At 64.4% G+C, this 22,913-nt stretch carries 21 protein-coding genes; 15 read left to right on the top strand and 6 right to left on the bottom strand.

Annotated features, from left to right (window positions below):
• The first annotated feature begins 54 nt into the window (after positions 1 to 54).
• Positions 55 to 849 (top strand): DeoR/GlpR family DNA-binding transcription regulator, encoded by a 795-nt coding sequence (locus tag XB14_RS21625; protein WP_077963857.1) that lies wholly within the window; start codon positions 55 to 57, stop codon positions 847 to 849.
• A gap of 255 nt (positions 850 to 1,104) precedes the next feature.
• Here XB14_RS21625 and XB14_RS21620 read toward each other — a convergent pair whose 3' ends face one another.
• Positions 1,105 to 1,743, bottom strand: a complete 639-nt coding sequence (locus XB14_RS21620; RefSeq protein WP_077963855.1) for an NrsF family protein — start codon at positions 1,741 to 1,743, stop codon at positions 1,105 to 1,107.
• A gap of 1 nt (position 1,744) precedes the next feature.
• Entirely contained in the window at positions 1,745 to 2,281 is a 537-nt protein-coding gene (locus XB14_RS21615) for a sigma-70 family RNA polymerase sigma factor (RefSeq protein ID WP_077963853.1), read from the bottom strand.
• A gap of 208 nt (positions 2,282 to 2,489) precedes the next feature.
• Here XB14_RS21615 and XB14_RS21610 point away from each other — a divergent pair, with 208 nt between their 5' ends.
• The 4 genes from XB14_RS21610 (at position 2,490) to XB14_RS21595 (ending at position 5,169) form a co-directional block, all read left to right on the top strand.
• On the top strand, positions 2,490 to 2,813 hold the full coding sequence (locus XB14_RS21610) for a DUF2282 domain-containing protein (protein WP_077964050.1): 324 nt from the start codon (positions 2,490 to 2,492) through the stop codon (positions 2,811 to 2,813).
• Positions 2,814 to 2,939: 126 nt separating this feature from the next.
• A complete protein-coding gene (locus tag XB14_RS21605) occupies positions 2,940 to 3,866 on the top strand; it encodes a DUF692 domain-containing protein (RefSeq protein WP_077963852.1) in 927 nt (308 codons plus the stop codon).
• Entirely contained in the window at positions 3,853 to 4,656 is an 804-nt protein-coding gene (locus XB14_RS21600) for a DNA-binding domain-containing protein (protein ID WP_077963844.1), read from the top strand. Before XB14_RS21605 ends, XB14_RS21600 begins: the two co-directional genes overlap by 14 nt.
• 6 nt (positions 4,657 to 4,662) lie before the next feature.
• Entirely contained in the window at positions 4,663 to 5,169 is a 507-nt protein-coding gene (locus XB14_RS21595; RefSeq protein ID WP_234804104.1) for a DoxX family protein, read from the top strand.
• A 44-nt stretch (positions 5,170 to 5,213) separates the two neighbouring features.
• Here the strand turns inward: XB14_RS21595 and XB14_RS21590 are convergent, their stop codons facing one another.
• The 3 genes from XB14_RS21590 to XB14_RS21580 are packed head-to-tail and all read right to left on the bottom strand — an operon-like array spanning position 5,214 to position 8,363.
• On the bottom strand, positions 5,214 to 6,320 hold the full coding sequence (locus tag XB14_RS21590; RefSeq protein WP_327326959.1) for an ABC transporter substrate-binding protein: 1,107 nt from the start codon (positions 6,318 to 6,320) through the stop codon (positions 5,214 to 5,216).
• Positions 6,317 to 7,702 (bottom strand): sensor histidine kinase, encoded by a 1,386-nt coding sequence (locus tag XB14_RS21585; protein ID WP_077963838.1) that lies wholly within the window; start codon positions 7,700 to 7,702, stop codon positions 6,317 to 6,319. Before XB14_RS21585 ends, XB14_RS21590 begins: the two co-directional genes overlap by 4 nt.
• Entirely contained in the window at positions 7,689 to 8,363 is a 675-nt protein-coding gene (locus XB14_RS21580; RefSeq protein ID WP_077963836.1) for a response regulator transcription factor, read from the bottom strand. The genes XB14_RS21585 and XB14_RS21580 overlap by 14 nt, the downstream gene beginning before the upstream one ends.
• A gap of 279 nt (positions 8,364 to 8,642) precedes the next feature.
• Here XB14_RS21580 and XB14_RS21575 point away from each other — a divergent pair, with 279 nt between their 5' ends.
• The 6 genes from XB14_RS21575 to XB14_RS21550 all read left to right on the top strand — a co-directional run bounded on the left by XB14_RS21575 (position 8,643) and on the right by XB14_RS21550 (position 14,430).
• Entirely contained in the window at positions 8,643 to 9,614 is a 972-nt protein-coding gene (locus tag XB14_RS21575; RefSeq protein WP_077963834.1) for a Bug family tripartite tricarboxylate transporter substrate binding protein, read from the top strand.
• Positions 9,615 to 9,743: 129 nt separating this feature from the next.
• On the top strand, positions 9,744 to 10,202 hold the full coding sequence (locus XB14_RS21570) for a tripartite tricarboxylate transporter TctB family protein (protein ID WP_077963832.1): 459 nt from the start codon (positions 9,744 to 9,746) through the stop codon (positions 10,200 to 10,202).
• A 24-nt stretch (positions 10,203 to 10,226) separates the two neighbouring features.
• The gene (locus XB14_RS21565) at positions 10,227 to 11,732 is read left to right on the top strand and encodes a tripartite tricarboxylate transporter permease (RefSeq protein WP_077963830.1); all 1,506 of its coding nucleotides are present in this window, start codon (positions 10,227 to 10,229) and stop codon (positions 11,730 to 11,732) included.
• A 153-nt stretch (positions 11,733 to 11,885) separates the two neighbouring features.
• Positions 11,886 to 12,497 carry a helix-turn-helix transcriptional regulator gene (locus XB14_RS21560; RefSeq protein WP_234804103.1) on the top strand — a complete coding sequence of 204 codons (612 nt, stop codon included), beginning with the start codon at positions 11,886 to 11,888 and terminating at the stop codon, positions 12,495 to 12,497.
• Positions 12,494 to 13,471, top strand: a complete 978-nt coding sequence (locus XB14_RS21555; protein ID WP_077963826.1) for an ornithine cyclodeaminase family protein — start codon at positions 12,494 to 12,496, stop codon at positions 13,469 to 13,471. Before XB14_RS21560 ends, XB14_RS21555 begins: the two co-directional genes overlap by 4 nt.
• Positions 13,468 to 14,430 (top strand): pyridoxal-phosphate dependent enzyme, encoded by a 963-nt coding sequence (locus XB14_RS21550; RefSeq protein ID WP_077963824.1) that lies wholly within the window; start codon positions 13,468 to 13,470, stop codon positions 14,428 to 14,430. The genes XB14_RS21555 and XB14_RS21550 overlap by 4 nt, the downstream gene beginning before the upstream one ends.
• A 49-nt stretch (positions 14,431 to 14,479) precedes the next feature.
• Here the strand turns inward: XB14_RS21550 and XB14_RS21545 are convergent, their stop codons facing one another.
• Positions 14,480 to 15,421: a LysR family transcriptional regulator gene (locus tag XB14_RS21545; protein ID WP_077963822.1), complete on the bottom strand. Its 942-nt coding sequence runs from the start codon at positions 15,419 to 15,421 to the stop codon at positions 14,480 to 14,482.
• A 112-nt stretch (positions 15,422 to 15,533) separates the two neighbouring features.
• Here XB14_RS21545 and XB14_RS21540 point away from each other — a divergent pair, with 112 nt between their 5' ends.
• From XB14_RS21540 to XB14_RS21525, 4 genes are all read left to right on the top strand, one after another.
• Positions 15,534 to 17,333 carry an adenine deaminase gene (locus XB14_RS21540; RefSeq protein WP_077963820.1) on the top strand — a complete coding sequence of 600 codons (1,800 nt, stop codon included), beginning with the start codon at positions 15,534 to 15,536 and terminating at the stop codon, positions 17,331 to 17,333.
• A gap of 60 nt (positions 17,334 to 17,393) precedes the next feature.
• Positions 17,394 to 18,794 carry an NCS2 family permease gene (locus XB14_RS21535; RefSeq protein ID WP_077963818.1) on the top strand — a complete coding sequence of 467 codons (1,401 nt, stop codon included), beginning with the start codon at positions 17,394 to 17,396 and terminating at the stop codon, positions 18,792 to 18,794.
• Positions 18,795 to 18,861: 67 nt separating this feature from the next.
• Positions 18,862 to 20,658, top strand: coding sequence for an adenine deaminase (ade, locus tag XB14_RS21530; RefSeq protein WP_077963815.1), 1,797 nt, complete (start codon positions 18,862 to 18,864; stop codon positions 20,656 to 20,658).
• 531 nt (positions 20,659 to 21,189) lie between these two features.
• Positions 21,190 to 22,866, top strand: coding sequence for a putative bifunctional diguanylate cyclase/phosphodiesterase (locus tag XB14_RS21525; protein ID WP_077963813.1), 1,677 nt, complete (start codon positions 21,190 to 21,192; stop codon positions 22,864 to 22,866).
• The last annotated feature ends 47 nt before the right edge of the window (positions 22,867 to 22,913 follow it).

The raw sequence follows: 22,913 nt of genomic DNA, 5'->3' as shown, positions 1-22,913 counted from the left end.
TCCTTGGAGATTGACCGAGGCCCTGTGTTAGCAAGGCGTGCCTGGGGGAATGAGATGAGGGCAATGGACGGCGATCGGGATGCTGCATCGGGAGACAAGAAGACACGCCGGCAGGCGCAGCTTCTCCGCCATCTCGAAAAGAACCATTATATCTCGATCGAGGAGATTACCGGCCTGTTCGGCGTCACGACGCAGACGGCGCGGCGCGACATCATGGCGCTCGAACAGGAGGGTAAGGTGCGGCGTCTGCATGGCGGCGCGACCATCGCGACCCCGGTGGATCCCAACATCTACCGTCAGCGACGCATCGACAACGCCGCGCTGAAAGAGCGCATCGGACAGTTGACCGCCGATCTCGTCGCCGATGGCGCGGCGGTCTTCCTCGACACGGGAACCACCTGCGAGGCGGTGGCGCGCGGCCTGCTCAAGCGCCGCGACCTGCGCGTCGTTACCTACAGCCTGCGGGTCGCGACCACGCTCAGCGAAAGCAGCAGCTTCGCCGTCGCCGTACCCGGCGGCTTCGTGCGACAGGTGGATGCCGGCGTGTTCCGCGAGGAGACCGCCGACTACATCCGCAAGTTCAAGTTCGACGTCGCCGTCATCTCCGTCAGCGGCATCGACCAGGACGGCGATATCGGCGACGACGACCATGCCGAAGTCGCCGCCGTCTCGGCCGCCATGCGCCAGGCGGAACGCGTGATCCTCGCCGTCGACAGCAGCAAATTCGGCCGGCGCGCGCTCGTGCGTCTCGCCTCGCTCGCCGATATCCACGCGCTGGTCACCGACCGGCTGCCCGACGAGCAGATCGTCGCCCTGCTGCACGAACACGGCGTCAGCATTCATTGCTAGCGCAAGGGTCGGGAGCGATGGATGCCCGCGGCGATCTTTTGGCAGGGGCTTGAAACCTCAGGCGCGGCACCACACATAGGCATCAACGAATTGCCCGTGGAGCCTGACGGACATGATCAACCGAAGGCTCCGGGCGTAGTTCGCACGCAAACGCTGACCACGGATGTACTGGCAGTGTAACGCAGCGAGCGGGAAAAGGTCGGCATTGCCGGCCTTTTTTGTTTTGAACGCCGGCAAAGGCTCGCATGGCCGGTCCTACCAGCGAACGGCCCAGCGGCCGCCCAACGCCCCAGACACCGTCAGTATGAGGACCGCGATCGTGTACCACGTTGCGGCGAAGAGCGGCGAATCGTCCGGGCAGTGGGCCGCATAGAAGGTCGCGGCGATGCCGCCGGCGGCGAGCCCTGCCAGGGCGCCGGAGAGTTCCGGACGGGACGGCGCGCCATGGCGCAGTGCCAGCAGGAACAGCGCCAACGGCGCGAGCCCTATCAACGGTATGAACGTCAGGCAGAGGAGACTGTTCGTGCCGATAAGCCTCGTCGCCCAGGTGTCGGAAGGCACGGCGAAAAGTTCGAGCACGACGCTCACCGCCACCAGCGCCGGCGCAATGGCGAGATAGGGCAGCAGCCGGCGCAGGTCCGCCTCAGGCCAGGCCGCGACACGCATGGCCGCAAAGGCGGTCGCTGCCAGCGCGATGGCGACCACGAACTTGAACAGGAAGCGAAGCGTCTCGGCGGCAGCGGCAATGTCCGGCCGCGGCCCGAGAAGGACCGAGAATACGAGCCCGGCGAGAACGAGCGCACCGATGGCAGCCCCCGCCCAGGTGGCAGACATCGACAATCCGGGTCGCCTTGTATCGGCGGCAAGAGCCTTGATGAGGTCGTTCGTGTCCATCTCAGTTTCGTCCAAATCGGCGGGCGATTGCAGCAAGGCCGCGGTGAAGCGCCACGCGAACCGCCGTTTCGTTCATGTCCAGTCTTTGCGCCGTCTCCGCGACCGTGCAGCCTTCGATCGAGATCGCGTTGACGACGGAGCGCTGACCCGGAGCGAGCCCCTCCAGCGCCCGGCCGATTTCCCAATCCCTGGCCTTCTCCGTCTCTACGCTTGCCAGCGTGTCTTCAAGTCCCTCGATGCCCACTGTCGGGCGGCGGGCCTGACGACGCACGGCATCCACGTATTTGTGCCGGGCGATGGCATGCAGCCACGGGATGACCGGCGCATCCTCCCGCCAGGTGTGACGCTTGACGTGCACCGCCAGGAGAGCCTCCTGCACGACGTCCTCAGCATCGACGCCTGCGCCGATGGTCCAGCGTCGGGCCCAGCCACGGATCGCCTGTGCTGCGTCCCGCAGGAAGTCGGCATAGGCTTTTTCGTCGCCGGCCACGGCCGCGCGAAGGAGTCTTGCGAGATGTTCGTCGTCCGCGCCGCTCACCCGCGCCTTTCCTCCCCATTCGCCGATTCCCGGTGTTTGTTACACGGCTATCTCAAATTCGCGGCTGCTGTCTGCTCAGACCAACCTCGCGCGCCCATCACGAAAGCGTGTTGCCAACGTTATGTAACGCCCGGCGCCGCCGCGGCGAAAGACCCGATGTGCGCCTCAGACAGGACGCACGGGAACAGTTCAACACGGAGACAATATGATGTCCATGAAGTCCACGATCAGCAGCGCAATGCTGGCAAGCGCAGTGGCCGCCGCCCTGTCGTCGCTCGCGGTTGCGAGCCCACTGACTGAAGCGCAGGTCAAGTCCGCCATGGATGCGGGCAAGGAGAAATGCTTCGGCGTCGCGCTCAAGGGCCAGAACGATTGCGCCGCCGGCCCGGGCACGACGTGCCAGGCAACGTCCACCGTCGACTATCAGGGCAATGCCTGGAAATTCGTCGACGGCGGTACCTGCACGACGATGAAGCTGCCCGACGGCCGCATGGGTTCGCCCGAGGCGCTTTCCCGCGACATACCTTCCTGATCGATCACAGTTGCGGAACGGGGCGCGGGGCGATCGCGTCCCGTTCCGCCTCGGTTTTCAAGGGGTAGCGGTCCGGGGACGTTCCCGCCCGCCATCCAGGGTCTCAGGATTATGACGGGATTGGCAATGCGCACATCAACGGACGACGGCAGCAGACTTGCCCCGGTAGGCCCTCGCCTGCCGAAACACGAAATCGCCGGGCTCGCCGGAACGAGCTTCAAGCACCAGCACCTCCAGGCGATCCTTGCCGATGATGCCTGCGGCGGCTTCTTCGAAATTCATGCGGAGAACTACATGGGTGCCGGCGGACCGCCGCATGCGGCGCTCGCCCGCATTCGCCAGGATTTTCCGGTGTCTCTGCATGGTGTCTGCATGTCAATCGGCGGTCCGCAGCCGCTCGACAAGGCGCACCTCTCCCGCTTCAAGGCGCTGGTCGACCGCTACGAACCGGCGCTCGTTTCCGAGCACCTCGCCTGGTCGACGCACGAGACCACCTTTTACAACGACCTTTTGCCGTTGCCCTATACCGAGGCAACTCTTGCCCGCGTTGCCGAGCACATCGACGAGGTCCAGGAAGCGATCGGCCGCCGGCTGCTGCTCGAAAACCCGTCAACCTACGTCACCTTCCAGGATTCGACGATGAGCGAGACGGCATTCATCCGAGAACTGGTGAAGCGCACCGGCTGCGGGCTGCTGCTCGACATCAACAACGTCTTCGTTTCCGCCACCAACCAGGGCTATTCGGCGCTTGCCTATCTCGATGACTTCCCACTGGAACATGTCGGAGAAATCCACCTTGCCGGGCACGCCGAGCAGCAAGACGACGAGGGCGACCTGCTCCTGATCGACAGCCATGACGGGCCGGTTGCCGACGCCGTCTGGAAACTCTACGATATCGTCATCGGCAGGATCGGCGCCATCCCGACGCTGATCGAGTGGGACAGCGCCATTCCGGATTGGCCGGTCTTGAAACGCGAGGCCATGGCCGCGCAGGTGATCCTCGACGCCCACGGGCAGCGGACGCTGCGGGAGAAGATCCATGCCGTCGCCTGACGGAACGCACCCCATGCCCGCCGGCTGCGTCGGCAGTTATGCCGCCGGCTTCGTGCCGCCGCTCTTGGCACCTGACCGGCCGACGCCGGCGCTGGTCGCCGGCCCGAACGGCAAGGCGGCAGTGAAGCGCTTCAACGTCTACCGCAACAACGTCACCGTTAGCCTGATCGAGGCGTTGGCGGCGACCTTCACGGCGACTGCGCGTATTACCGGCGAGGCCTTCTTTCGCGCCATGGCGCGCTTTCATGTGCGCGAAACGCCGCCGACCTCGCCGCTGCTTTTCGAATATGGCCGCGACTTTCCCGATTTCATTGCCCGCTACGAACACGCGCAATCGATGCCTTGGCTCCCCGACGTGGCGCGGATCGAACGCGCCTGGCTCGACGCCTATCACGCCGGAGATGCCGCGGGGCTTCCGCCTGCGGCACTTTCGCTGATTGCGCCCGAGCGGCTCGGCGACGTCCTGTTCGAAGCGCATCCGGCAACCAGGCTTGTCCGTTCCGATTATCCGGCCGTTACGATCTTCGCCGCCAACCGCAGGAGCGGGCCGGTGGGGCGCATCGAAACGTCCGCGCCGGAGAGCGCACTGATCACCCGGCCCGACCTGGAGGTCGTCGTTCGCCACCTCGCACCAGGAGCGGATCTCCTGCTTTCACGGCTGCTGACAGGCGTTCCCCTCGCCGTGGCGGCAACGGAGGCGGGGCGGCTTTGCCCAACACTCGACCTTAGCGCAGCCATCGCCACGGCGCTCGACGCCGGTGCCTTCACGGCCATTCATCACGGAGGATGAACCATGATGTCCGCATCCAGACTTTCGCAGAACGGCAATTCCGCCGACCTGTCGCAATGGACCCGTCGGGCGAACCGCGTCGTCGGCGCGCTCGCGCCGCTCTGGCTCGCGCAGCTTGTCCTGCGCTTCGGCCTCGCCGTTCCGTTCTTCCGATCCGGCATGAGCAAGTGGGACGGGTTCCTGCAATTGAACGACGTGGCGCTCCTGCTTTTCAACTCGGAATTCCGGCTGCATCTGCCGGGCGGTCCCTATCCCTATCCGGCTCCGGCCGTCATGGCCTTCGCCGCCGGCTCGGCGGAAATCGTTCTCCCCATTTTGCTTGTCTTCGGTCTGGGGACGCGCTTTGCGGCCCTCGGCCTGCTGGTCATGACGATCGTCGTGCAACTGACCGTGCCGGACGGCTGGCCGATCCACATCACCTGGGCCGCCATGGCACTCGCTCTGATGGCCTCCGGTCCCGGCAGGCTGTCGCTCGACCACATGCTGTGCGCCTGGCGCAGCGGCAGGCGATAGGCCCGCACGATTGCAATGCCAACGTTCACCGCAGGCGGCGCCCTTCAATTCGGGCGCAGCCGAACCGGCGTATCGACGATCAGCTTGGTCCAGTCTTCGATAAAGCGCGAGCGTTGCAGCCGGTCCTGCGCAGCAAGCAATGCCGGGCCGATCCGGATCGGCCGGCCGATGCCCGACTCCACCAGCTTCGCCGGCCCGTCGACCTCGGCGGGCAAGGCGCCGCCTCGCGAAAAGAAAAACGCCTCCCGCCGTGCCATGTCCTGTCCTCGTTCGGACAGCAGATAATCGAGAAAACGACCGGCGAGATCCCGGCGCTTGGCACCGACCGGAATCAGCGCGCCGCGGCTGAGGATCAGCGTGTAGTCGCGCGGCAGCACGATCCTGAGCTTGTCATTGCGTCGCGCCGCGGCATAGGCGTAGGAGCCGAGGATGTTGTAGCCGATATAGACATTGCCGCTGTCGAGTTCAGACAACACCGCATTGTTGCAGCAGCGCAGCACCGCCTGCGCGCGGCTGAGACTTTCGAGCAGCCGGCCGTAGGTGGTCGAGGCCTGCTGCGCGTCGAGAAAGGCGAGCAGGTAGCCGATGCCGGACTGGCGCAGGTCGTAGGTGCCGATGCGGCCGCGATAATAGTCCGGCTTGAAGCGCAGCAGATCCGTCAATTCGCCATGGGTATGCGGCACGTCCTCGGGCGGCACGAAATCCTTGTGATAGACCATGACCGAGGGTTCGAAGGTAAAGCCGAAGACCTCGTCGCGCCAGTTCGCCCAGGCCGGCACGCCGCGGGTTGCCGGCGAGACATGCGCCAAGGCACAACCGTCGTTTGCAAGCTTCACCAACTGGTCGACGGAGGACGACAGCAGCAGATCGCCGAAGAGCTGCTGCAATCGGCAGGCGATGTCGGCGTCCCGATAGAGATCGTTGGTCACGTAGTCCGTATAGTCGATGGCGACATCCCGCGCCGTCTCCTGAAAATCGCGGATCAGCGGCTCCATCGCCTCGATGTCGGTCGCGCCGTTGATGACGAGCCGGCCGCGCTCGGCCTCGAGCGCCGGAAAGAAGGCCCGCGTTCCCTCGACCGCACCGGCCGGGCTGGCAAGGCCCAGGATCGCGCCGAGCGCCAGTGGCCCGAACTGCCGCCACATGCTCATGTTCCCTCCTGATAAAGGGGAATATCGAGAACAACGGTGAAGTCGCCCTCGCCTTTTTCCAGAAACCGGACCGTGCCGCGATGCGCCACCGCCACCTCCGCAGCGATTGCAAAACCAAGCCCCATGCTTCCCTCCCCCGTCTTGGTACTGACGAACCGCGCCGTGACGGCGGACCATTCGTCCGGCGGAATGCCGGGACCGTCGTCGGCGACCTCCACCAGGGCCCGGTCATCCTCGCGCCTCACGCGCACGGCCAGCCGTTGCTCGACACCATGCTGCAGCGCGTTGTCGATGATATTGGCTATCGCCTCACGCAGGCTCACCGCATCGCCGCGCACGAAGACCGGCTCGGCACTGTCCTCGAAGGAAACGACGACGTCCGGGTCGACTGTAATCGGCACCGTCGAGCGGAAAGCCTTCCGGGCGATATCGCCAAGGTCGACGGGCTTGAAGCGCACGGAATCGGACCGGTGGATGACCATGGCATGGCTGAGCAACTGGTTGGTGAGACGCGCCAGCTGGCTGACGCGGTCCCGCACGCGCCCGAGATGCCGCTTGCGGTTGACGTCGAGGTCGTCGTCTTCGAGCATGTCGACCTGCGCCGAAAGGGCCGTCAGCGGTGTGCGTATCTGATGCGCCGCATCGGCGATGAAACGCTGAAGCAAGGTGACGCGCTCGTCGAGGCGGCCCATGAAGTGATTGATCGACCCGACGAAGGGTTTGAGCTCCCTTGGCATGTCGGCATCGACCGGGGTCAGGTCCTGAGGATCGCGGGCGCGCAGCGCCGCGGCGAGCGCATCGACGGGCAGCAGCGAATAGCGGATGGCAAGCACGGTACCGGCAAGCGCAAGCAGGCTCATGATGCCGACAAGGATCATGGCGCGGCTCGTCAGTTCGCCGGCAAGCGCGCGCCGCGCTTCGGTCGTCTGCGCCATGACCACATAGGCCCAGCCGGAAAAGGACGGATCCGATAGCGCCCGCGAGACCACGGCCACGCGGACCGGAACGTTGCGGTATTCCGTCGTCAGGAACACCGGCCCGGTCCGCGCCGCGGTGACGTCGACGCCGGTGTCGAGATCGTCGTAGCCGGTCAGGGTTCGACCATCAGGGCCGACCACGCGATAGAAAATACGGTCGCGCTCGGCCAGGCCAAGCAGCTCGAAGGCCGACGACGGCAGCGTCACGCCCAGATTGCCCGCGTCCACCGTCATGTTCGCGGTGATCTGGATCGCCGCGCCGAGCAGCAGCCGGTCGTAGGCATCGTCGGCGGCGGCGCGGGCGTAGTACCAGGCGGCGGCGGAAAGCAGCGCCGCACCGCCGCACAGCACCAGCGCCACGCGTAGCACCAGCCGCCAGAAGAGGGAGGTCTCACGCCGCTTCATCGGTCACCAGTTGATAGCCGAGGCCGCGGATGGTGACGATGCGCACCGACGAGCCCTCGATCTTCTTGCGCAACCTTCCGACATAGAGTTCGACGGCGTTGGAGTTGACGTTCTCGTCGAAGCCGAAGAGCCGGTCGAGCAGTTCGTCCTTGCTGAAGACCCGGCCCGGCCGCGCGGCAAGCACTTCGAGTAGCGTGATCTCGCGGCGCTTGAGCTGCACCTCACGGTTGCCGACCCGCACCGAGCGGCTGTTGCGGTCGAGCACCAGATCGCCGCACTCGATCAGATTGGTCGGATCGCCCTGGCGGCGGCGCAGCAGCACGCGCGTGCGGGCTTCAAGTTCGCGGAAATCGAACGGCTTGACGAGATAGTCGTCGGCGCCGAGATCGAGCGCGCCGACGCGGTCCTCGATTTCGGAACGGGCTGTCAGCACCAGCACCGGCGTCGTCTTTCGCCTGGATCGCAGATGGCGCAGGATCTCGAACCCGTCGAGCCCCGGCAACATGACGTCGAGGATCACGAGATCATAATCGGTAAATTCGAGTATGTCGGCGGCGGCTTGACCGTCCGTCTGCCAATCGACGGTGTGCCCGACCTTTTCCAGTCGCCGGCTGATTGCCTCCCCGACATCCCTCGTGTCCTCCACCAGAAAGATGCGCATGGGCAAGCAGTGACACGGAAGATTTCACCGATCAACCCGGCGGATATGACCGCTTTCGTGACAGCGTGGTGACAGGTTCGGGGAGGAAAGAGGGTTGCCTGATCGCGACAACGGGAGATGCGGCCAGGATCTGGAGGACAATCATCGCCGAGGCATTTTCAGGCGGCCGCCCACGCGGTCCGTCAATGCTGCTCGATGCCGTCAGGATCCTGGATGTCACGCTCGGGCGGAAGCGCGGCAGCGCCTTCGAAAGAACAACTCATGGATGGGAGAGAGACCATGACCCGAACCTTTGTGAAGACCCTTCTGGCGGCCGGCCTTTTAGCCGCCGTTGCATCGCCGGCCGGTGCCGAACCCTCGAAGCCCGAGTGCCTGGCCGGCGCCAAGCCCGGCGGCGGCTTCGACCTCACCTGCCGGCTTGCCGCCAATGCGCTGCTCGAAGCCAAGATCATCGGCAAGCCGATGGCCGTCACCTACATGGAAGGCGGCGTCGGTGCCGTTGCCTACAACCATGTCATCGGCAAGCGCGGCGCCGACGGCAACCTGATCACCGCTGCCTCATCCGGCTCGGCGCTTCTCATCGCCCAGGGCAAGTTCGGCCTGTATGACGAGACCGCCGTGCGCTGGCTCGGCGCGCTCGGCGCCGACTACGGCGTGCTCGTGGTCGCCGCCGATTCGCCTTACAAGACCCTCGAGGAACTGATCGCCGCCTACAAGGCAAATCCGACCGACTTTTCGGTCGCCGGCGGCGGCGCCGTCGGCTCGCAGGACTGGATGAAGGGCTCGCTCCTGGCAAAGGCGGCAGGACAGGAGCCGAAGCAGATGCGCTACGTCGCGCTCGAAGGCGGCGGCGCGGTGCTGACAGCGCTCGAAGGCGGCCACGTCAAGGTCGGCGCCGGCGATGCGGCGGAAATGTCCAAGCATCATGCGGCCGGCAAGGTCCGGGTGCTCGCCGTCATGGCGCCATCGCGCCTGCCGGGGGAACTTGCCGAAGTACCGACCGCCAAGGAGCAGGGCGTCGACATCGAATGGCCGGTCTGGCGCGGCTATTATGTCGGCAAGGAGGTCTCCGACGCCGACTACAAATGGTGGGCCGATGCCTTCACCAAGCTCGTATCGACGCCGGAATTCGTGAAAGAGCGCGAGGCGCGCGGCCTCTACGAATATACCCAGGTGGGCGATGCCTTCGACCAGCAGGTCAAGGCCGACGTGGCGCGCTTCAAGATCATCGCCAAGGAAGCCGGCATGTAAGCCGGAAGGCGGAGCGGGACAGTCTCCCGCTCCGCTTGTTTGCCACCACTTTACGGGCTCCCCCTGCCGGTCGTCTCATCCGGTCGGATTGAAGACCCGTTCCCTGACGTAAACATCGGGAACCGAACCATGTCAGACACCACTTCCTCATCCTCCCGCATCGGCAGGATCGGCGGGCTCTTGATGCTCGCACTGGCGATTGCCTACGGCATCGGCGGCAGCCAGATCGAATATGCCTTTGCGTCCGATCCGCTTGGCCCACGCGTCGTGCCGATGCTGCTCGCCATCATCCTTGCCGTGCTGTGCCTCTTCTATCTGAAAAATCCCGGGACGGCCGAAGCCTTCCCGACGGGACAGCTTCTCGTGAAGATCGTCGCGGTACCGCTCCTGCTTCTCGCATCGGCACTGCTTCTGGAGCCGGCCGGCTTCGCCGCCTCGATCTTCCTGCTGACCTTCAGCGTCGGCTGGATCTTCGGCGCGCCGCTGCGTCTCGCGCTGATCGGCGGCGTCGGACAGGCGGCCCTCTGGTGGTTCGTCTTTTCCTACCTGCTCGACGTCTATCTGCCCACCGGCCAATTGTTCGGCTGACCCGCCGGTTATGGAGTGATCTCAATGAATCTCGATTATCTCTGGAACGGTTTTACCGTCGCCCTGACGATGCAGAACTTGCTGATCGGTCTTGCAGGCTGCTTCATCGGCACGCTGGTCGGCGCGCTTCCGGCGATCGGACCGATCAACGGCATCGCGCTGCTGATCCCGATCGCCTATACGATGGGACTGCCGGCCGAAAGCACGATGATCCTGCTCGCCGCCGTCTATTGCGGGGCCGAATATGGCGGCCGCATTTCCTCGATCCTTCTCAACGTACCGGGCGATGCCGGCGCCGTCATGACGGCGCTCGACGGCAACCCGATGGCCCGCCAGGGCCGCGCCGGCGAAGCTTTGATGCTCTCCGGCCTCTCCTCTTTCGTCGGCGGGGTCTTCGGCGCCGTCGGGCTGGCGCTGTTCGCGCCGCTGCTTGCGGGCCTCGCCATCGGCTTCGGCCCGGCCGAATACTTCGTGCTGATGGTGTTCGCCTTCGCGACCCTTGGTTCCATGGTCGGTAGCCAGCCGGTAAAGACGCTGATCGGCTGCACGCTCGGCCTGATGCTTGCGACCGTCGGTCTCGACGCCACCTCAGGCGCCTACCGCTTCACCTTCAACGAGCCGGAACTCGGCGACGGCATCGAATTCGTCGTGCTGGTCATCGGCCTGTTCTCCGTGTCCGAGGCGCTGCTGATCCTCGAACACCAGGCAAGCGGCGTGACCGTCATCCGCGAACTCGGTCGCATGACCGCCCGCCTCGACGACATCCGCAAGTCTGTTGGCGCGACGCTGCGCGGCTCCGTCATCGGCTTCATCGTCGGCGTGCTGCCCGGCACCGGCGCCTCGGTTTCGAGTGCCGTCTCCTACACCACGGAAAAGCGCATCTCCGATACCGAGGGCACCTTCGGCAAGGGCGACGTGCGTGGCCTCACGGCACCGGAAGCGGCCAACAACGCCACGGCCTGCGGCGCCTTCGTGCCGATGCTGACGCTGGGCGTGCCCGGTTCCGGCACGACCGCCGTCATGCTCGGCGCGCTGATGCTCTACAACATTCAGCCCGGCCCGATGCTGATCACCGAGCGGCCGGAAGTGGTCGGCGGTCTCGTCGCCTCGCTGTTCATCGGCAACGTGCTTTTGCTTCTCCTCAACCTGCCGCTCGTCAACATCTTCGCCCGCGTCTTGACGGTGCCGAACTGGCTGCTGGTTCCGGGCATCCTCGTGCTCTCGGTCGTCGGCGTTTATTCCACCCACGCCTCGGTGTTCTCGATCCTGCTGATGCTCGGCATCGGCATCATCGGCTGGCTGCTTCGAAAGGCCGGCTTCGACATGGCGCCGATCATTCTCGGCTTCGTGCTCGGCCATGTCATGGAGGTGAACCTGCGCAATGCGCTGGCGATCAGTGGTGGCGACATCTCGATCCTGTTCCAGAGCAAGATCTCGATCATTCTGTGGATCCTGGCCGGCGCCATGGCCGTGATGCCGTTCATCGCCGGCTGGAGGCGGACAAAAGTCGTCAAGACCGCCACGAGCTAGCTGCTCCACCTCCCTGTCGGCTGCTTGGACAGCGGCGTGCGAGCCCATCGCACGCCGCTGTTGTCGTATAGGGCGAAACTCAGACTATAAATCCAATATAGACTTTTTCGTCTACGCATGATTTATGGATTGCTATCGAAGAAGAGGAACGCCGTGACCCCAGAACTCCGCCCCCATTGCCTGGTCTGCGACGCGATCGCCTTGCTGTTCCAGCCCTATGCCGAGGTCGTGCTGCACGATCTGGCGACTGAAACCGTCGTCCATATCGCTGGCAACTTCTCTAGGCGCGAGATCGGCGAAGCTTCGCTGCTGAGCGAAATCGGCTTCAGCCAAGGCGATGCGATCATCGGCCCCTACGAGAAGGTCAATTGGGACGGCCGCTCGATCAAGGCGATCAGCGCCGTACTGCGGGACTCCGTGGGGAAAGCAATCGGCGTACTCTGCATCAATGCCGACGTCTCGGACTTTCACGCAGCACTCCGCACGCTCAACGCGCTCGTCCGCGTCCCGGTCGATGCCGACAAGCCGGAGAGCCTGTTCAAGGAAGACTGGCACGAGCGCGTCAACGAATATGTCCAGCAATGGACCGTGGCGCGCGGGCTGACAGTCTCGAGCCTGAGCCGCAACGACAAGCAGGCGCTGGTGATCGCCCTTTCCGCTGATGGCGCCTTCGGCGGCAAGAATGCCGCCTCCTACATCTCGCGCATCCTCGGCATGGGCCGGGCGACCGTCTACAAATATCTGAGCCAGGGGAGCGCGCCATGATCGTCATCGATCGAGAAAGACTGGCCGAGCTGCCGTTGCTGACGCTCGCGGCACCGGCCGTCCGCGACGCCTATATCGCCGTCACCGACGGTCGCGCCAATCTGCCGCCGGTCGGCTATCTGCCGCTTCCCGGTCGGAATGCGGATTGCCACATCAAATACGGCTACATCGAAGGCGATCCGATCTTCGTCGTGAAGATCGCCTCCGGCTTCTACGACAATCCGGCCAAGGGACTGTCGTCGAGCACCGGCATGATGGTCGCGGTATCCTCGGAGACCGGCGACGTGGTGGCCGTGCTCGAGGACAAGGGCCTGCTCACCGATCTTCGCACCGGTCTCGGCGGTGCGATCGCGACCACGGCGCTCTGGCGCAAGGACGCCTGCTCGATCGGGATCGTCGGCACCGGCACGCAGGCGCGCATCCAGATCCGGGCGCTTGCCTCCATCTCGGATCGTCCATTGCGGTTCACGGTCTGGGGGCGATCAATGGAACGGGCGAACGCCGTGCTTGCCGACCTCGCAGACCTCGACCTGTCCATTGAGGCGACAACTGACCGCGAAACGCTCTGCCGCCAGTCCGATGCGATCGTCACCACGACGCCATCGAAGGAGCCGCTGATCCGATCGGAATGGATCGCGCCCGGCACCCATATCACCGCCATGGGCGCGGACGCACCCGGCAAGCAGGAACTCGAAACTTCCCTCGTTGCCCGCGCCGACCGCCTCTTTGTCGATCTCGCCGAGCAATGCCTCGACCATGGGGAAATTTCCGCAGCGGCTCGGGCCGGGGTGATCCAGGAGGAACGCTGTGTCGCGCTCGGCGCTGTCCTTTCCGGTGCGGCCGAAGGTCGGCGTTCGGAAAACGACATCACCATCGCCGACCTCACGGGGATCGCGACGCAGGACATCGCCATCGCCCGCACCGTGCTTGACGAACTCGGCCTGCTCGGCCGCACGCAAGGAACGGCCCCATGACCAACGACGTCCTCGAAACGGCCGCACGCTCCGTCGGGGCGCGCCAGCGCATCCGCCCCTTCATCTACGAGACGCCACTGATCCCGTCGCGCACGATCGGGCGGCAGACAGCCTCGACGGTGCTGTTCAAGGCGGAAAACCTGCAGCTGACCGGCCCCTTCAAGATCCGAGGTGCTGCGAGCAAGATAACCTCGCTGCCAAGAGACCAGCAGGTGATCACCGCCTCCTCCGGCAATCACGGCATCGGCGCTGCCCATGCGGCAAGCGCGATCGGCCAGAAGCTGACGGTCGTGCTGCCGGAGATCGTCAAACCGGCGAAGCTGGAGCGCATCCGCGCCTATGGTGTCGACGTCGTACTGCACGGGGCCGAAACCGGGCTTGCCGAGCAGCATGCGCAAAAGCTGGCCGCAACCGAAAGGCTTGTTTACGTCTCGCCCTACAACGACCCTGACATCATCGCCGGACAGGGTACGATCGCGCTTGAACTCATGGAGCAGGCCGAACGTATCGACAATGTCTTCGTCGCCATGGGCGGCGGCGGGCTGATCAGCGGCATAGGCTCGGTGCTGAAGAGTTTTAGCCCGCTCACCCGCATCATCGGTGTTTCGGCGGCGCACTCGGCAGCGCTTGCCGCTTCGATGACGGCTGGCCGCGTGGTCGAAACCGAGCATCTCGACACGCTGGCCGAGGCGGTTGCGGGCGGGTTGGATGAGGACAGCGTGACGCTCGGGCTGTCGATGGCCGTGATCGATGAGGTCGTGACCTGCACGGAAGCGGAGATCGCGGCGGCGATGCGAGACCTGCTTCTCGACGAGCATATGCTGGTGGAAGGTGCGGCGGCGCTGGCGCTTGCCGGCTTCCGGCAGGTTGCGGAGAGATGTGCCGGCCGGACCAACGTCATCCTGCTTTGCGGCGGCAATGTCGACGGTGCGAGCGTCCTGCCTTCCCTGCTCGGGTAGGGACGCCGCTTGAATCGCACGCCCGCGGACCGGACACCGTTTCTCAGCGCTAAAGGCTGACGCGCTCCACGTAGTAGCGCGGGATCTTCACCCGGTCCCGGTCGCGGTAGAAATCGATGCAGAAATCGACGAAGGCCTTGAAGCGCTTCGAGACGTGGCGGCGGCGCGAATAGATGAGGTTGATCGCCGTCTGCGGCGAGCGCCAGTCCGATAGCACCGGCTCCAGCAGGCCCGCCTGCCGCTCTGTCTCGACGAAGAAATCAGGCAGATAGGCGATGCCCTCGCCGGCGACGGCGAAATACTTGATCGTCCAGTAGTCGTTGGTGGTGCAGGTCGCCGTCGGCAGCAGGTCCACCTCGTCTTCGCCAGGCTGCGTCAGATACCAGGACTGCAGCCGCGTCGGCTGGCGGAAGACGAGGCCGCGGTGGCCGGCAAGCGCATCCGGATTATCCGGCTGCCCATGCCGGGCGATGTATTGCGGGCTGGCGAAGAGACCATAGGACGAGACCGAAAGTCTGCGACTGATATAGTCGACATCGGACGGCTCGCCCCAGTGAAAGATGCCGTCGAGCGCCTGCTCGGTGACATCGGAGAAGGGCTGGCGCGAGGTCAGGAACACGACGTCGAGATTGACCTGCGGATATTGCTGGCGAAAGGCGTAGAGCAGTTCCGAGGTGATCGTCGTGCCGAATTCGCCGGTCGAGCCCACGCGCAGCGTGCCCGCCACCTCCTGGCGCATCTCCGCCATCGCCGTTGCCGCATCGTCGCAGTTCGACTGGATCAGACGGGCATAGCGCAGAAATTCGGCGCCGGCATCGGTCACGTGCAACTGGTGCCCCTCGCGCACGAAGAGTTCGATGCCGAACTCGTCCTCCAACTGCCGAATCTTGTGGCTGAGCGTCGATTTCGGCAGGCGATGGCGGCGCGAAGCCGCTGAAATCGAACGGGAATCTGCAACTTTCACGAAGCAGTCGATGAGCGAAAGATCCATAATTTCGTCCAAAATCTTGCACGATATGTTCAGAAACTAGCCTGTTTCGGCCCATTGTGCAAACGGTCCGGAATTGGGAATATTCACTGGAGCTAAGGGAGAAGAGGTTCCAGTGAGCGATATCAGAGAATTCATTCGCGCCGCATCCGGCACCGGCGGCAAGGCAACATTGGCGATCCGCGGCGGTCGTCTGGTCAACGTCGTCTCCGAAGAGATCTATCAGGCCGACGTCGCCATCTACGGCGAACGCATCATCGCCGTCGGTGACATCTCCGACTATATCGGCCCGGCAACGAAAATCGTCGACGCCACGGGCAAGTATCTGGCACCGGGCATGATCGACGGGCACCTGCATGTCGAATGCTCGAAGATGTCGCTGACGAGCTTTGCCAAGGCCGTCGTCCCGCTCGGCACCACCTCGATCGTCACCGGCCTCGACCAGATCATCGTCGTCGGCGGCCCGGCTGCGGCACGCGAGTTCCTCGACGAGGCGAAGCAGACGCCGCTCAAGGTGTTCTGGGGCGCGCCGTGCAAGACGCCCTACACCATGCCGCGCTCGACCGTCGGCCACTATTTCAGCCCGGCCGATCACAAGGCGACGCACCACTGGCCGGAATGCGTCGGCATCTGGGAGACGGTACGCGAATTCATCCAGGAGGAAGACGCCGACGTGCTGGCGGCGCTGGAACTTGCCGAAAAGAGCCGGCTCCCGGTGCTCGGCTGCTGCCCGATGACGCGTGGCGCAAGGCTCAACGGCTACCAGCAGTCGGGCGTCCGCGCCGACCATGAGAGCTATACGCCCGAGGAAATGCTCGAAAAGCTGCGCGCCGGCATGCATGTCGTCGTGCGCGAATCCTCGATCTCTCACTTCCTCGCCGACAACCTGCGCATCGTCACGGAAATGGGCGCTAAGGCGCTTCGCCGCATCAGCTTCTGCACCGATGACGTGGTGGCGAGCGACATCCTGAAGCGCGGCCATCTCGACAACATGGTGCGCATGGCGATCGCCATGGGCATTTCGCCGATGGCGGCGATCCAGATGGCGACGATCAACGGCGCCGATGCGCTCCGCATCGACGACAAGGTGGGCTCGATCTCGCCCGGCCGCGCCGCCGACATCCTGCTCGTTAACGACCTGCGCAATTTCAACATCGAGACCGTCGTCGCCAAGGGCGAAGTGGTCGCCCGGAACGGCAAGATGGCGATCGAGCTGACGCCGCCGGAACGCAGCGTCGCCCTCCTCAACTCGGTCAAGGTAAAACCGCTCCAGCCCGGCGACCTCAAGGTCGCCTATGAAGGCGCCGGCGACACGGCGGACGCGATGGCGATCGCCGTCACCCCGGAAAAGATCTTCGTGCGCACCCGCCGCGATGTCACGCTCGCGGTCAAGGACGGCCAGGTCCTCGCCGATCCCGCGCGGGACGTGCAATACGTCACGGTCGTCGAGCGCTACGGCAAGACCCAGAACCGCCCGGTCGCCTTTACCTCCGGCTTCGGCCTCAAGCAAGGCGCGATCGCCAGCTCCACCGCGCCTGACGACAACAACATCATCTGCATCGGCGCCGATCTCGAGGACATGCGCATCGCCATCAACCACCTGATCGCCAACAATGGCGGCCAGGTGGTGGTCAGGAACGGCAAGGTCGAAGCCTTCCTGCACCTGCCGATCGGCGGCATCGTCTCCGACATCGAACCGGCCGAGATGGCGGCGCTGGAGGATCAGCTCGACGATGCGGCCCGCGCGCTCGGCTGCCCGCTGCCCTGGCCCTTCATGTACATGTTCGTGTTGCAGATTACGGCGATCCCGGAATATGCGATCACCGATCTGGGTGTCGTCGACTGCGTCCGGCTGAAGGTGATCTCGCCGTTCGCACCGGCAGGCGGGGACGAGCGCGCCGAAGCCGCGGAATAATGCTCAGGGAGGGGGCCGGTCATACCGGCCCCCTCTGCCGTTTCAAAAAAGGGGAACAAAATGAACATTCAGAACAAGACCGTGGAGGCGGCGCCGGGCCGGGAGACATCCTGGCTCGGCGCGCTCCTCGACCGCTACTTCCAGATTTCGCGTTTCGGCTCCACCCTCCGCACCGAAATCCTTGCGGGGCTCACGACCTTTCTCGCGGCCTCCTACGTCATTGTCGTCAATCCCTCGATCCTTTCGCATGCCGGCATTCCGTTTTCGGCAGGCGTGACCGCGACCGTGCTCGTCAGTTTTATCGGCAGCTGCGCCATGGGACTTTATGCGCGCAGCCCCATTCTGGTGGCACCCGGCATGGGCATCAACGCGCTCTTTGCCTACACCATGGTGGTCGGCGCCAAGGTGCCGCTTGAAATCGCGCTCGGCTGCGTCTTCTGGGCCGGCGTGCTCTTCACCGTCATGGCCTTCTTCAACCTGCGCCAGACGATCATCGAGGCGATCCCGGTCGATCTGCGCTATGGCATCGCCTGCGGTATCGGCCTCTTCATCGCGCTGATCGGCCTGGAAAACGCCAAGTTCATCGTCGCCAACCCCGACACGATCGTCGGGCTGACGCAGTTCAACCCGGTCACGCTCACCTTCATCGCCGGCTTCATACTGACGGTCGCGCTGGTGGTGCGCCGCGTTCCCGGTGCGATGATGGCCGGTATGATCCTGACGACGATCCTTGCGATCCCGATCGGCCGCTGGTGGGGCGACGGCAGCGCCTTCTCGCCGGAGACGCCTGACGTGCACACGCTGGTCAACTGGAGCGGCTTCTCCGCCGCACCGGATTTCAGCTTCGTCGGCCAGATCGATCTCTTGGGCGCACTGAACCTGATCTACCTGCCGTTCATCTTCGTCTTCCTGTTCACCAATTTCATCGAGGCGCTCTCGACCTTCCTCGGCCTCGCGGAAGCTGCCGACCTCAAGGATGAAAACGGCATGCCGCGCAATATCCGCGAATCCATGCATGTCGACGCGATTGCAGCACTGATCTCCGCGCCGCTCGGAACAAGCCCGGCGACCGTCTATCTCGAATCCGGCGCCGGCATTCAGCAGGGCGGGCGGACAGGTCTCGTCGCGCTGGTCGCGGGTCTGCTCTTCGTGCCCTTCCTGTTCCTGTCGCCGCTCTTGTCGCTGGTGCCCGCGGTTGCGACAGCACCCGTCTTGATCCTCACCGGGCTCTTCATGTCCGAACCGATCAGCAACATTCGCTGGAGCGCGCTCGACGAGGCGATCCCGGCCTTCCTGGCGATCGTCCTGATCCCGCTCACCTTCTCGATTACGCTGGGCCTGTCGCTTGCGATCATCGCCTACGTGCTGGTCAAGCTGGTCTGCGGCCGGGCGCGCGATGTAAGACCGGTCATGTGGTTCGTGGCACTGCTTGCCGCAACGCTCGTCGCCCAGACCCAGTAACCGGCAGAAAATCCGACGGCGCCCTTAATGCAAGGGCGCCGACATCGCCCATCCGAAGGAAACAGTCATGCTTCAATCCTGGTCGAAGACCGCACCCGAACTGGTCGACGTCGCCATGGGCCGCAAGCCCGCCGATCTTGTGATTCGCAACGGCAAATGGGTCAACGTCTACTCCGGCGAAATCATCCCCGGAACCGATATCGCCGTCAAAGCCGGCCGATTCGCCTATGTCGGTCCGGATGCCAGCCACACGATCGGCGAAGGCACCAAGGTCGTCGACGCCGCTGGGCGCTATCTCGTTCCCGGCCTCTGCGATGCCCACATGCATGTGGAGAGCGGTCTCGTCACCGTCACCGAATTTGCCCGCGCGGTCATCCCGCACGGGACCACCACGATGTTCATCGACCCGCACGAGATCGCCAATGTGCTCGGCCTTGCCGGCGTCCGACTGATGAATGAGGAGGCCCAAAGCCTGCCGGTCAACGTGCTGGTGCAGGTGCCGAGCTGCGTACCGAGCGCGCCGGGGCTCGAGACCGCCGGCGCCGAGCTTTCGGCTCAGGATGTCGCCGAGGCGCTCGCCTGGCCGAACATCATGGGCCTTGGCGAAATGATGAACTTCCCCGGCGTTGCCGGAAACGACCCGAAGATGATGGCCGAGATCGCCGCCACTCAGGATGCGCGGCTCACCGTCGGCGGGCACTATGCCTCCCCCCATCTCGGCCGCGAATTCCACGCCTATGCCGCCGGCGGGCCAGCGGACGATCATGAAGGCACGACGGTCGACGACGCGATCGCCCGCGTGCGCCAGGGCATGCGCGCCATGCTGCGGCTCGGTTCGGCCTGGTACGATGTTGCCGCGCAGATCAAGGCGGTGACGGAATCCGGCCTTGATCCGCGCAACTTCCTGCTCTGCACGGACGACAGCCATTCCGGCACGCTGGTACACGACGGCCACATGAACCGCGTGGTGCGCCACGCGATCGCGCAAGGACTGAAGCCGATTACCGCCATACAGATGGCGACGCTCAACACCGCCCAGCATTTCGGCCTCGAGCGCGAACTCGGCTCGATCGCACCGGGTCGCCGGGCAGACCTGATCGTCACGTCGGACCTTGCCGCGCTGCCGATCGAGATGGTCTTTGCCCGCGGCGAACTCCTGGCCGAAGGCGGCACGCTGGTGCGCGATATCCCGGCCTATGTCTATCCGGAAAGCGCCTGCAACACTGTGCATCTCGGCCGGATGCTGGCTGCCGCGGATTTCGACATCCCCTCGAATGCGCGGGCGACACGGGCACGCGTGAACGTGATCGGCGTCGTCGAAAACCAGGCGCCGACGCGGGCGCTGGAAGCCGACGTCGCGATCGATAACGGTCTCGTGCAGATGGACCGAGGCAACGACATCTGCCAGATCGCGCTCGTCGAACGCCACCGCGGCACCGGCGACGTGGTCAACGCCTTCGTCTCCGGCTTCGGCTATGACAGCGATTGCGCTATGGCCAGCACGGTCGCCCATGACAGCCACCACATGATCGTCGTCGGCACGAACAAGGCGGACATGGCCAAGGCCGCCAACCGGTTGCACGAGGTTGGCGGCGGCATCGTCGTCTTCAAGGAAGGCCGCGAGCTGGCCCTGGTCGAACTTCCCGTTGCCGGCCTGATGTCGGATCAGCGGGCGGAAATCGTCGCCGAAAAGGCCGCTGCGATCGTCGAGGCGATGCGCGCCTGCGGCTGCCGGCTCAACAACGCCTATATGCAGCACTCGCTGCTGGCGCTCGTCGTCATTCCGGAACTCCGGATTTCCGACAAGGGCCTGATCGACGTCCGGACCTTCCAGAAGACCGACGTGATTCTGAGCACGCACTGAGTCTAATAGCGATTGGCCACCGGCAACCCCGGTGGCCAACTCGCCCGTGGTTGTTAATTCCGGGTGATCTCGGGATGGGTGAAGCCACATAATCCCCTGAAAACTTCCTTTATGGTTAACCGATATTTAAACGGAACCCGACGGCCCCGTTGCCCGGGCGTATCTGCCGTTTGCTTAACCGCGACCGGCCGCAGTAGACACCCGAAACCCCTGTTGATATGGCGTCCCACAATGGAACATGCGTGCAGGCGGAGCCCAAACGCCCACAGCTGTTCCGCCCCAAATTGCATGCAATGATGGCAAATGATACAAGAGGAAGCTTATATACAACCGTGTGGGGCAAAGGATATCGAGCAGCGCTCGCCATGCTCCGAAGCGAGGTTTCCACAGGTAAGATCGCAAGCAGCCTATTGGCATTGACCCGGGCGGGCGACGCGGTAGCTTTGCAGAAGGACGAGCCGAACCGGAGCGCCGTTGGAGCGGGCTTTTACATTCTTCCGGCGCGTTCGAAATAGAGAGGGAAAGGCAAGCATGCCGGACACTGACGCAACCTTGTCTGCTTCAGCTTCAGTGCAAGATCCCGTTGCGGCCCATCTGGACGAAGTCCTCTCGTTCTATGACGAAGCCTTTCATCTGACCGGCGCCTCGCCGGCGCTGCAGGAAACCTACGAGGTCGGCACGCTCGTCGATGCCACCTTGTGGCATCTCTATCCCGAATTGCTTGCGCCGGTGTCGAAGGCCGCGGTTGAATCCGTCATCGCTCACGGCGTGCCGCGCAGCGTCGAAGTCGTCGACGCCACCACCAAATCACGGCGCACGCTGCTCGTCTTCCGCGCCATGCGTGGCATCGGCGTGCTCGAAACGAGCGGCCGCTCGACCCGCCGCGAGGTCGGCAGCCATGGCGAAAGCGAGCGCGCGCTGCTCCTGCACCAGGCGACGCACGACGTGCTGACCGGCCTGCCCAACCGGCGGCAGTTCAGCGACGATCTGCAAAGCATCCTGCCGACGCCGGGCGAGAAGCTGGCGCTGATGCAGATCGACCTCGACGATTTCAAGCCGGTCAACGACACGCTCGGCCACGGCGCCGGCGACGCGGTCTTGAAAATGGCCGCCGAGCGCATCCGCGGCACCCTTCGCGACGGTGAAGTCGCCTATCGCCTCGCCGGCGACGAGTTCGCCGTCATCCAGCGCCACAGCGACCAGCCGGCGGACGCCGAATATCTCGCCGAAACCCTGATCCAGGCGTTCAGCGAACCTTTCACGATCGACGGCATCTCCGTCTTCGTCGGCGCCAGCATCGGCATTGCCATTGCGCCGAATGACGGAAACGACATCGAACAACTGATGAAGGCGGCGGACATCGCGCTTTATGCCGCCAAGAAGGACGGACGGGGCCGGGCAAAGACCTTCAGCCGCTCCATGTTGATCGTGCTCGAACAGCGCGAGATGCTGCGCCGCAGTCTGCGCACTGCGCTGCAGGACAAGCAGTTTTCGATCGAGTACCAGCCGCTCGTCGAGCCGCCATTTTCGATCGTCGGCTTCGAGGCACTGGTGCGCTGGCACCATCCGCTGGTGGGCACGATCCCGCCCAACGTCTTCATCCCGATGGCGGAAGCCGACGGCCTGATGAACGAGATCGGCCAATGGGTGCTGGAGGAGGCCTGCCGGCAGGCTGCCACCTGGCCGTCGCACTTCACCGTCGCCGTCAACCTGTCGCCGGCGGAGTTCCTGCGCGAGGGCCTGACAGACCGGATCGCCCAGGCGATCGACATGGCAGGTTTGAGGGCCGACCGGCTTGAGCTCGAGGTCACAGAATCGGTGCTGCTTGAACGCACGACCAACAACCTCGACACGCTGAACACGCTCAACGTGCTCGGTATCCAGATCTCCCTCGACGATTTCGGCACCTTCTATTCGTCGCTCAGCTACCTCAAGAACTTCCCCTTCGATACGATCAAGATCGACCGCTACTTCATCAAGGATCTGGAGAGCGACGAAAAGAGCCAGACGATCGTCCGGTCGATCATCGGCCTTGCCCACGGTCTTGGCATGCGCGTGACCGCCGAGGGCGTCGAGACGATCGGGCAGGCCGTCTGGCTTCGAAAAGAGGGTTGCGACCGCCTGCAGGGTTATTTCCTGGGCATGCCCATGCCTGCAGACGCGATCGGCGCGTATCTTCGACGCTCATCGGCAATGGCGACGCTGTAGCCTACGCATCTATGCGTTGCACCTCATGCGGCGCGGGGCAAAACCTG

It is taken from the genome of Ensifer adhaerens (genome assembly GCF_002007205.1).
GTDB lineage: Bacteria > Pseudomonadota > Alphaproteobacteria > Rhizobiales > Rhizobiaceae > Ensifer > Ensifer adhaerens_D.
Note: the sequence above shows the minus strand (reverse complement) of the source record. Positions and strands in the feature narration are given on the sequence as shown.

Excerpts from the sequence above, each read along its gene's own strand:
- XB14_RS21625 (WP_077963857.1), top strand. The coding sequence starts at position 55 with ATGAGGGCAATGGACGGCGATCGGGATGCTGCATCGGGAGACAAGAAG.
- XB14_RS21620 (WP_077963855.1), bottom strand. The coding sequence starts at position 1,743 with ATGGACACGAACGACCTCATCAAGGCTCTTGCCGCCGATACAAGGCGA.
- XB14_RS21610 (WP_077964050.1), top strand. The coding sequence starts at position 2,490 with ATGTCCATGAAGTCCACGATCAGCAGCGCAATGCTGGCAAGCGCAGTG.
- XB14_RS21605 (WP_077963852.1), top strand. The coding sequence starts at position 2,940 with ATGCGCACATCAACGGACGACGGCAGCAGACTTGCCCCGGTAGGCCCT.
- XB14_RS21600 (WP_077963844.1), top strand. The coding sequence starts at position 3,853 with ATGCCGTCGCCTGACGGAACGCACCCCATGCCCGCCGGCTGCGTCGGC.
- XB14_RS21595 (WP_234804104.1), top strand. The coding sequence starts at position 4,663 with ATGTCCGCATCCAGACTTTCGCAGAACGGCAATTCCGCCGACCTGTCG.
- XB14_RS21590 (WP_327326959.1), bottom strand. The coding sequence starts at position 6,320 with ATGAGCATGTGGCGGCAGTTCGGGCCACTGGCGCTCGGCGCGATCCTG.
- XB14_RS21585 (WP_077963838.1), bottom strand. The coding sequence starts at position 7,702 with ATGAAGCGGCGTGAGACCTCCCTCTTCTGGCGGCTGGTGCTACGCGTG.
- XB14_RS21580 (WP_077963836.1), bottom strand. The coding sequence starts at position 8,363 with ATGCGCATCTTTCTGGTGGAGGACACGAGGGATGTCGGGGAGGCAATC.
- XB14_RS21575 (WP_077963834.1), top strand. The coding sequence starts at position 8,643 with ATGACCCGAACCTTTGTGAAGACCCTTCTGGCGGCCGGCCTTTTAGCC.
- XB14_RS21570 (WP_077963832.1), top strand. The coding sequence starts at position 9,744 with ATGTCAGACACCACTTCCTCATCCTCCCGCATCGGCAGGATCGGCGGG.
- XB14_RS21565 (WP_077963830.1), top strand. The coding sequence starts at position 10,227 with ATGAATCTCGATTATCTCTGGAACGGTTTTACCGTCGCCCTGACGATG.
- XB14_RS21555 (WP_077963826.1), top strand. The coding sequence starts at position 12,494 with ATGATCGTCATCGATCGAGAAAGACTGGCCGAGCTGCCGTTGCTGACG.
- XB14_RS21550 (WP_077963824.1), top strand. The coding sequence starts at position 13,468 with ATGACCAACGACGTCCTCGAAACGGCCGCACGCTCCGTCGGGGCGCGC.
- XB14_RS21545 (WP_077963822.1), bottom strand. The coding sequence starts at position 15,421 with ATGGATCTTTCGCTCATCGACTGCTTCGTGAAAGTTGCAGATTCCCGT.
- XB14_RS21535 (WP_077963818.1), top strand. The coding sequence starts at position 17,394 with ATGAACATTCAGAACAAGACCGTGGAGGCGGCGCCGGGCCGGGAGACA.
- ade (WP_077963815.1), top strand. The coding sequence starts at position 18,862 with ATGCTTCAATCCTGGTCGAAGACCGCACCCGAACTGGTCGACGTCGCC.
- XB14_RS21525 (WP_077963813.1), top strand. The coding sequence starts at position 21,190 with ATGCCGGACACTGACGCAACCTTGTCTGCTTCAGCTTCAGTGCAAGAT.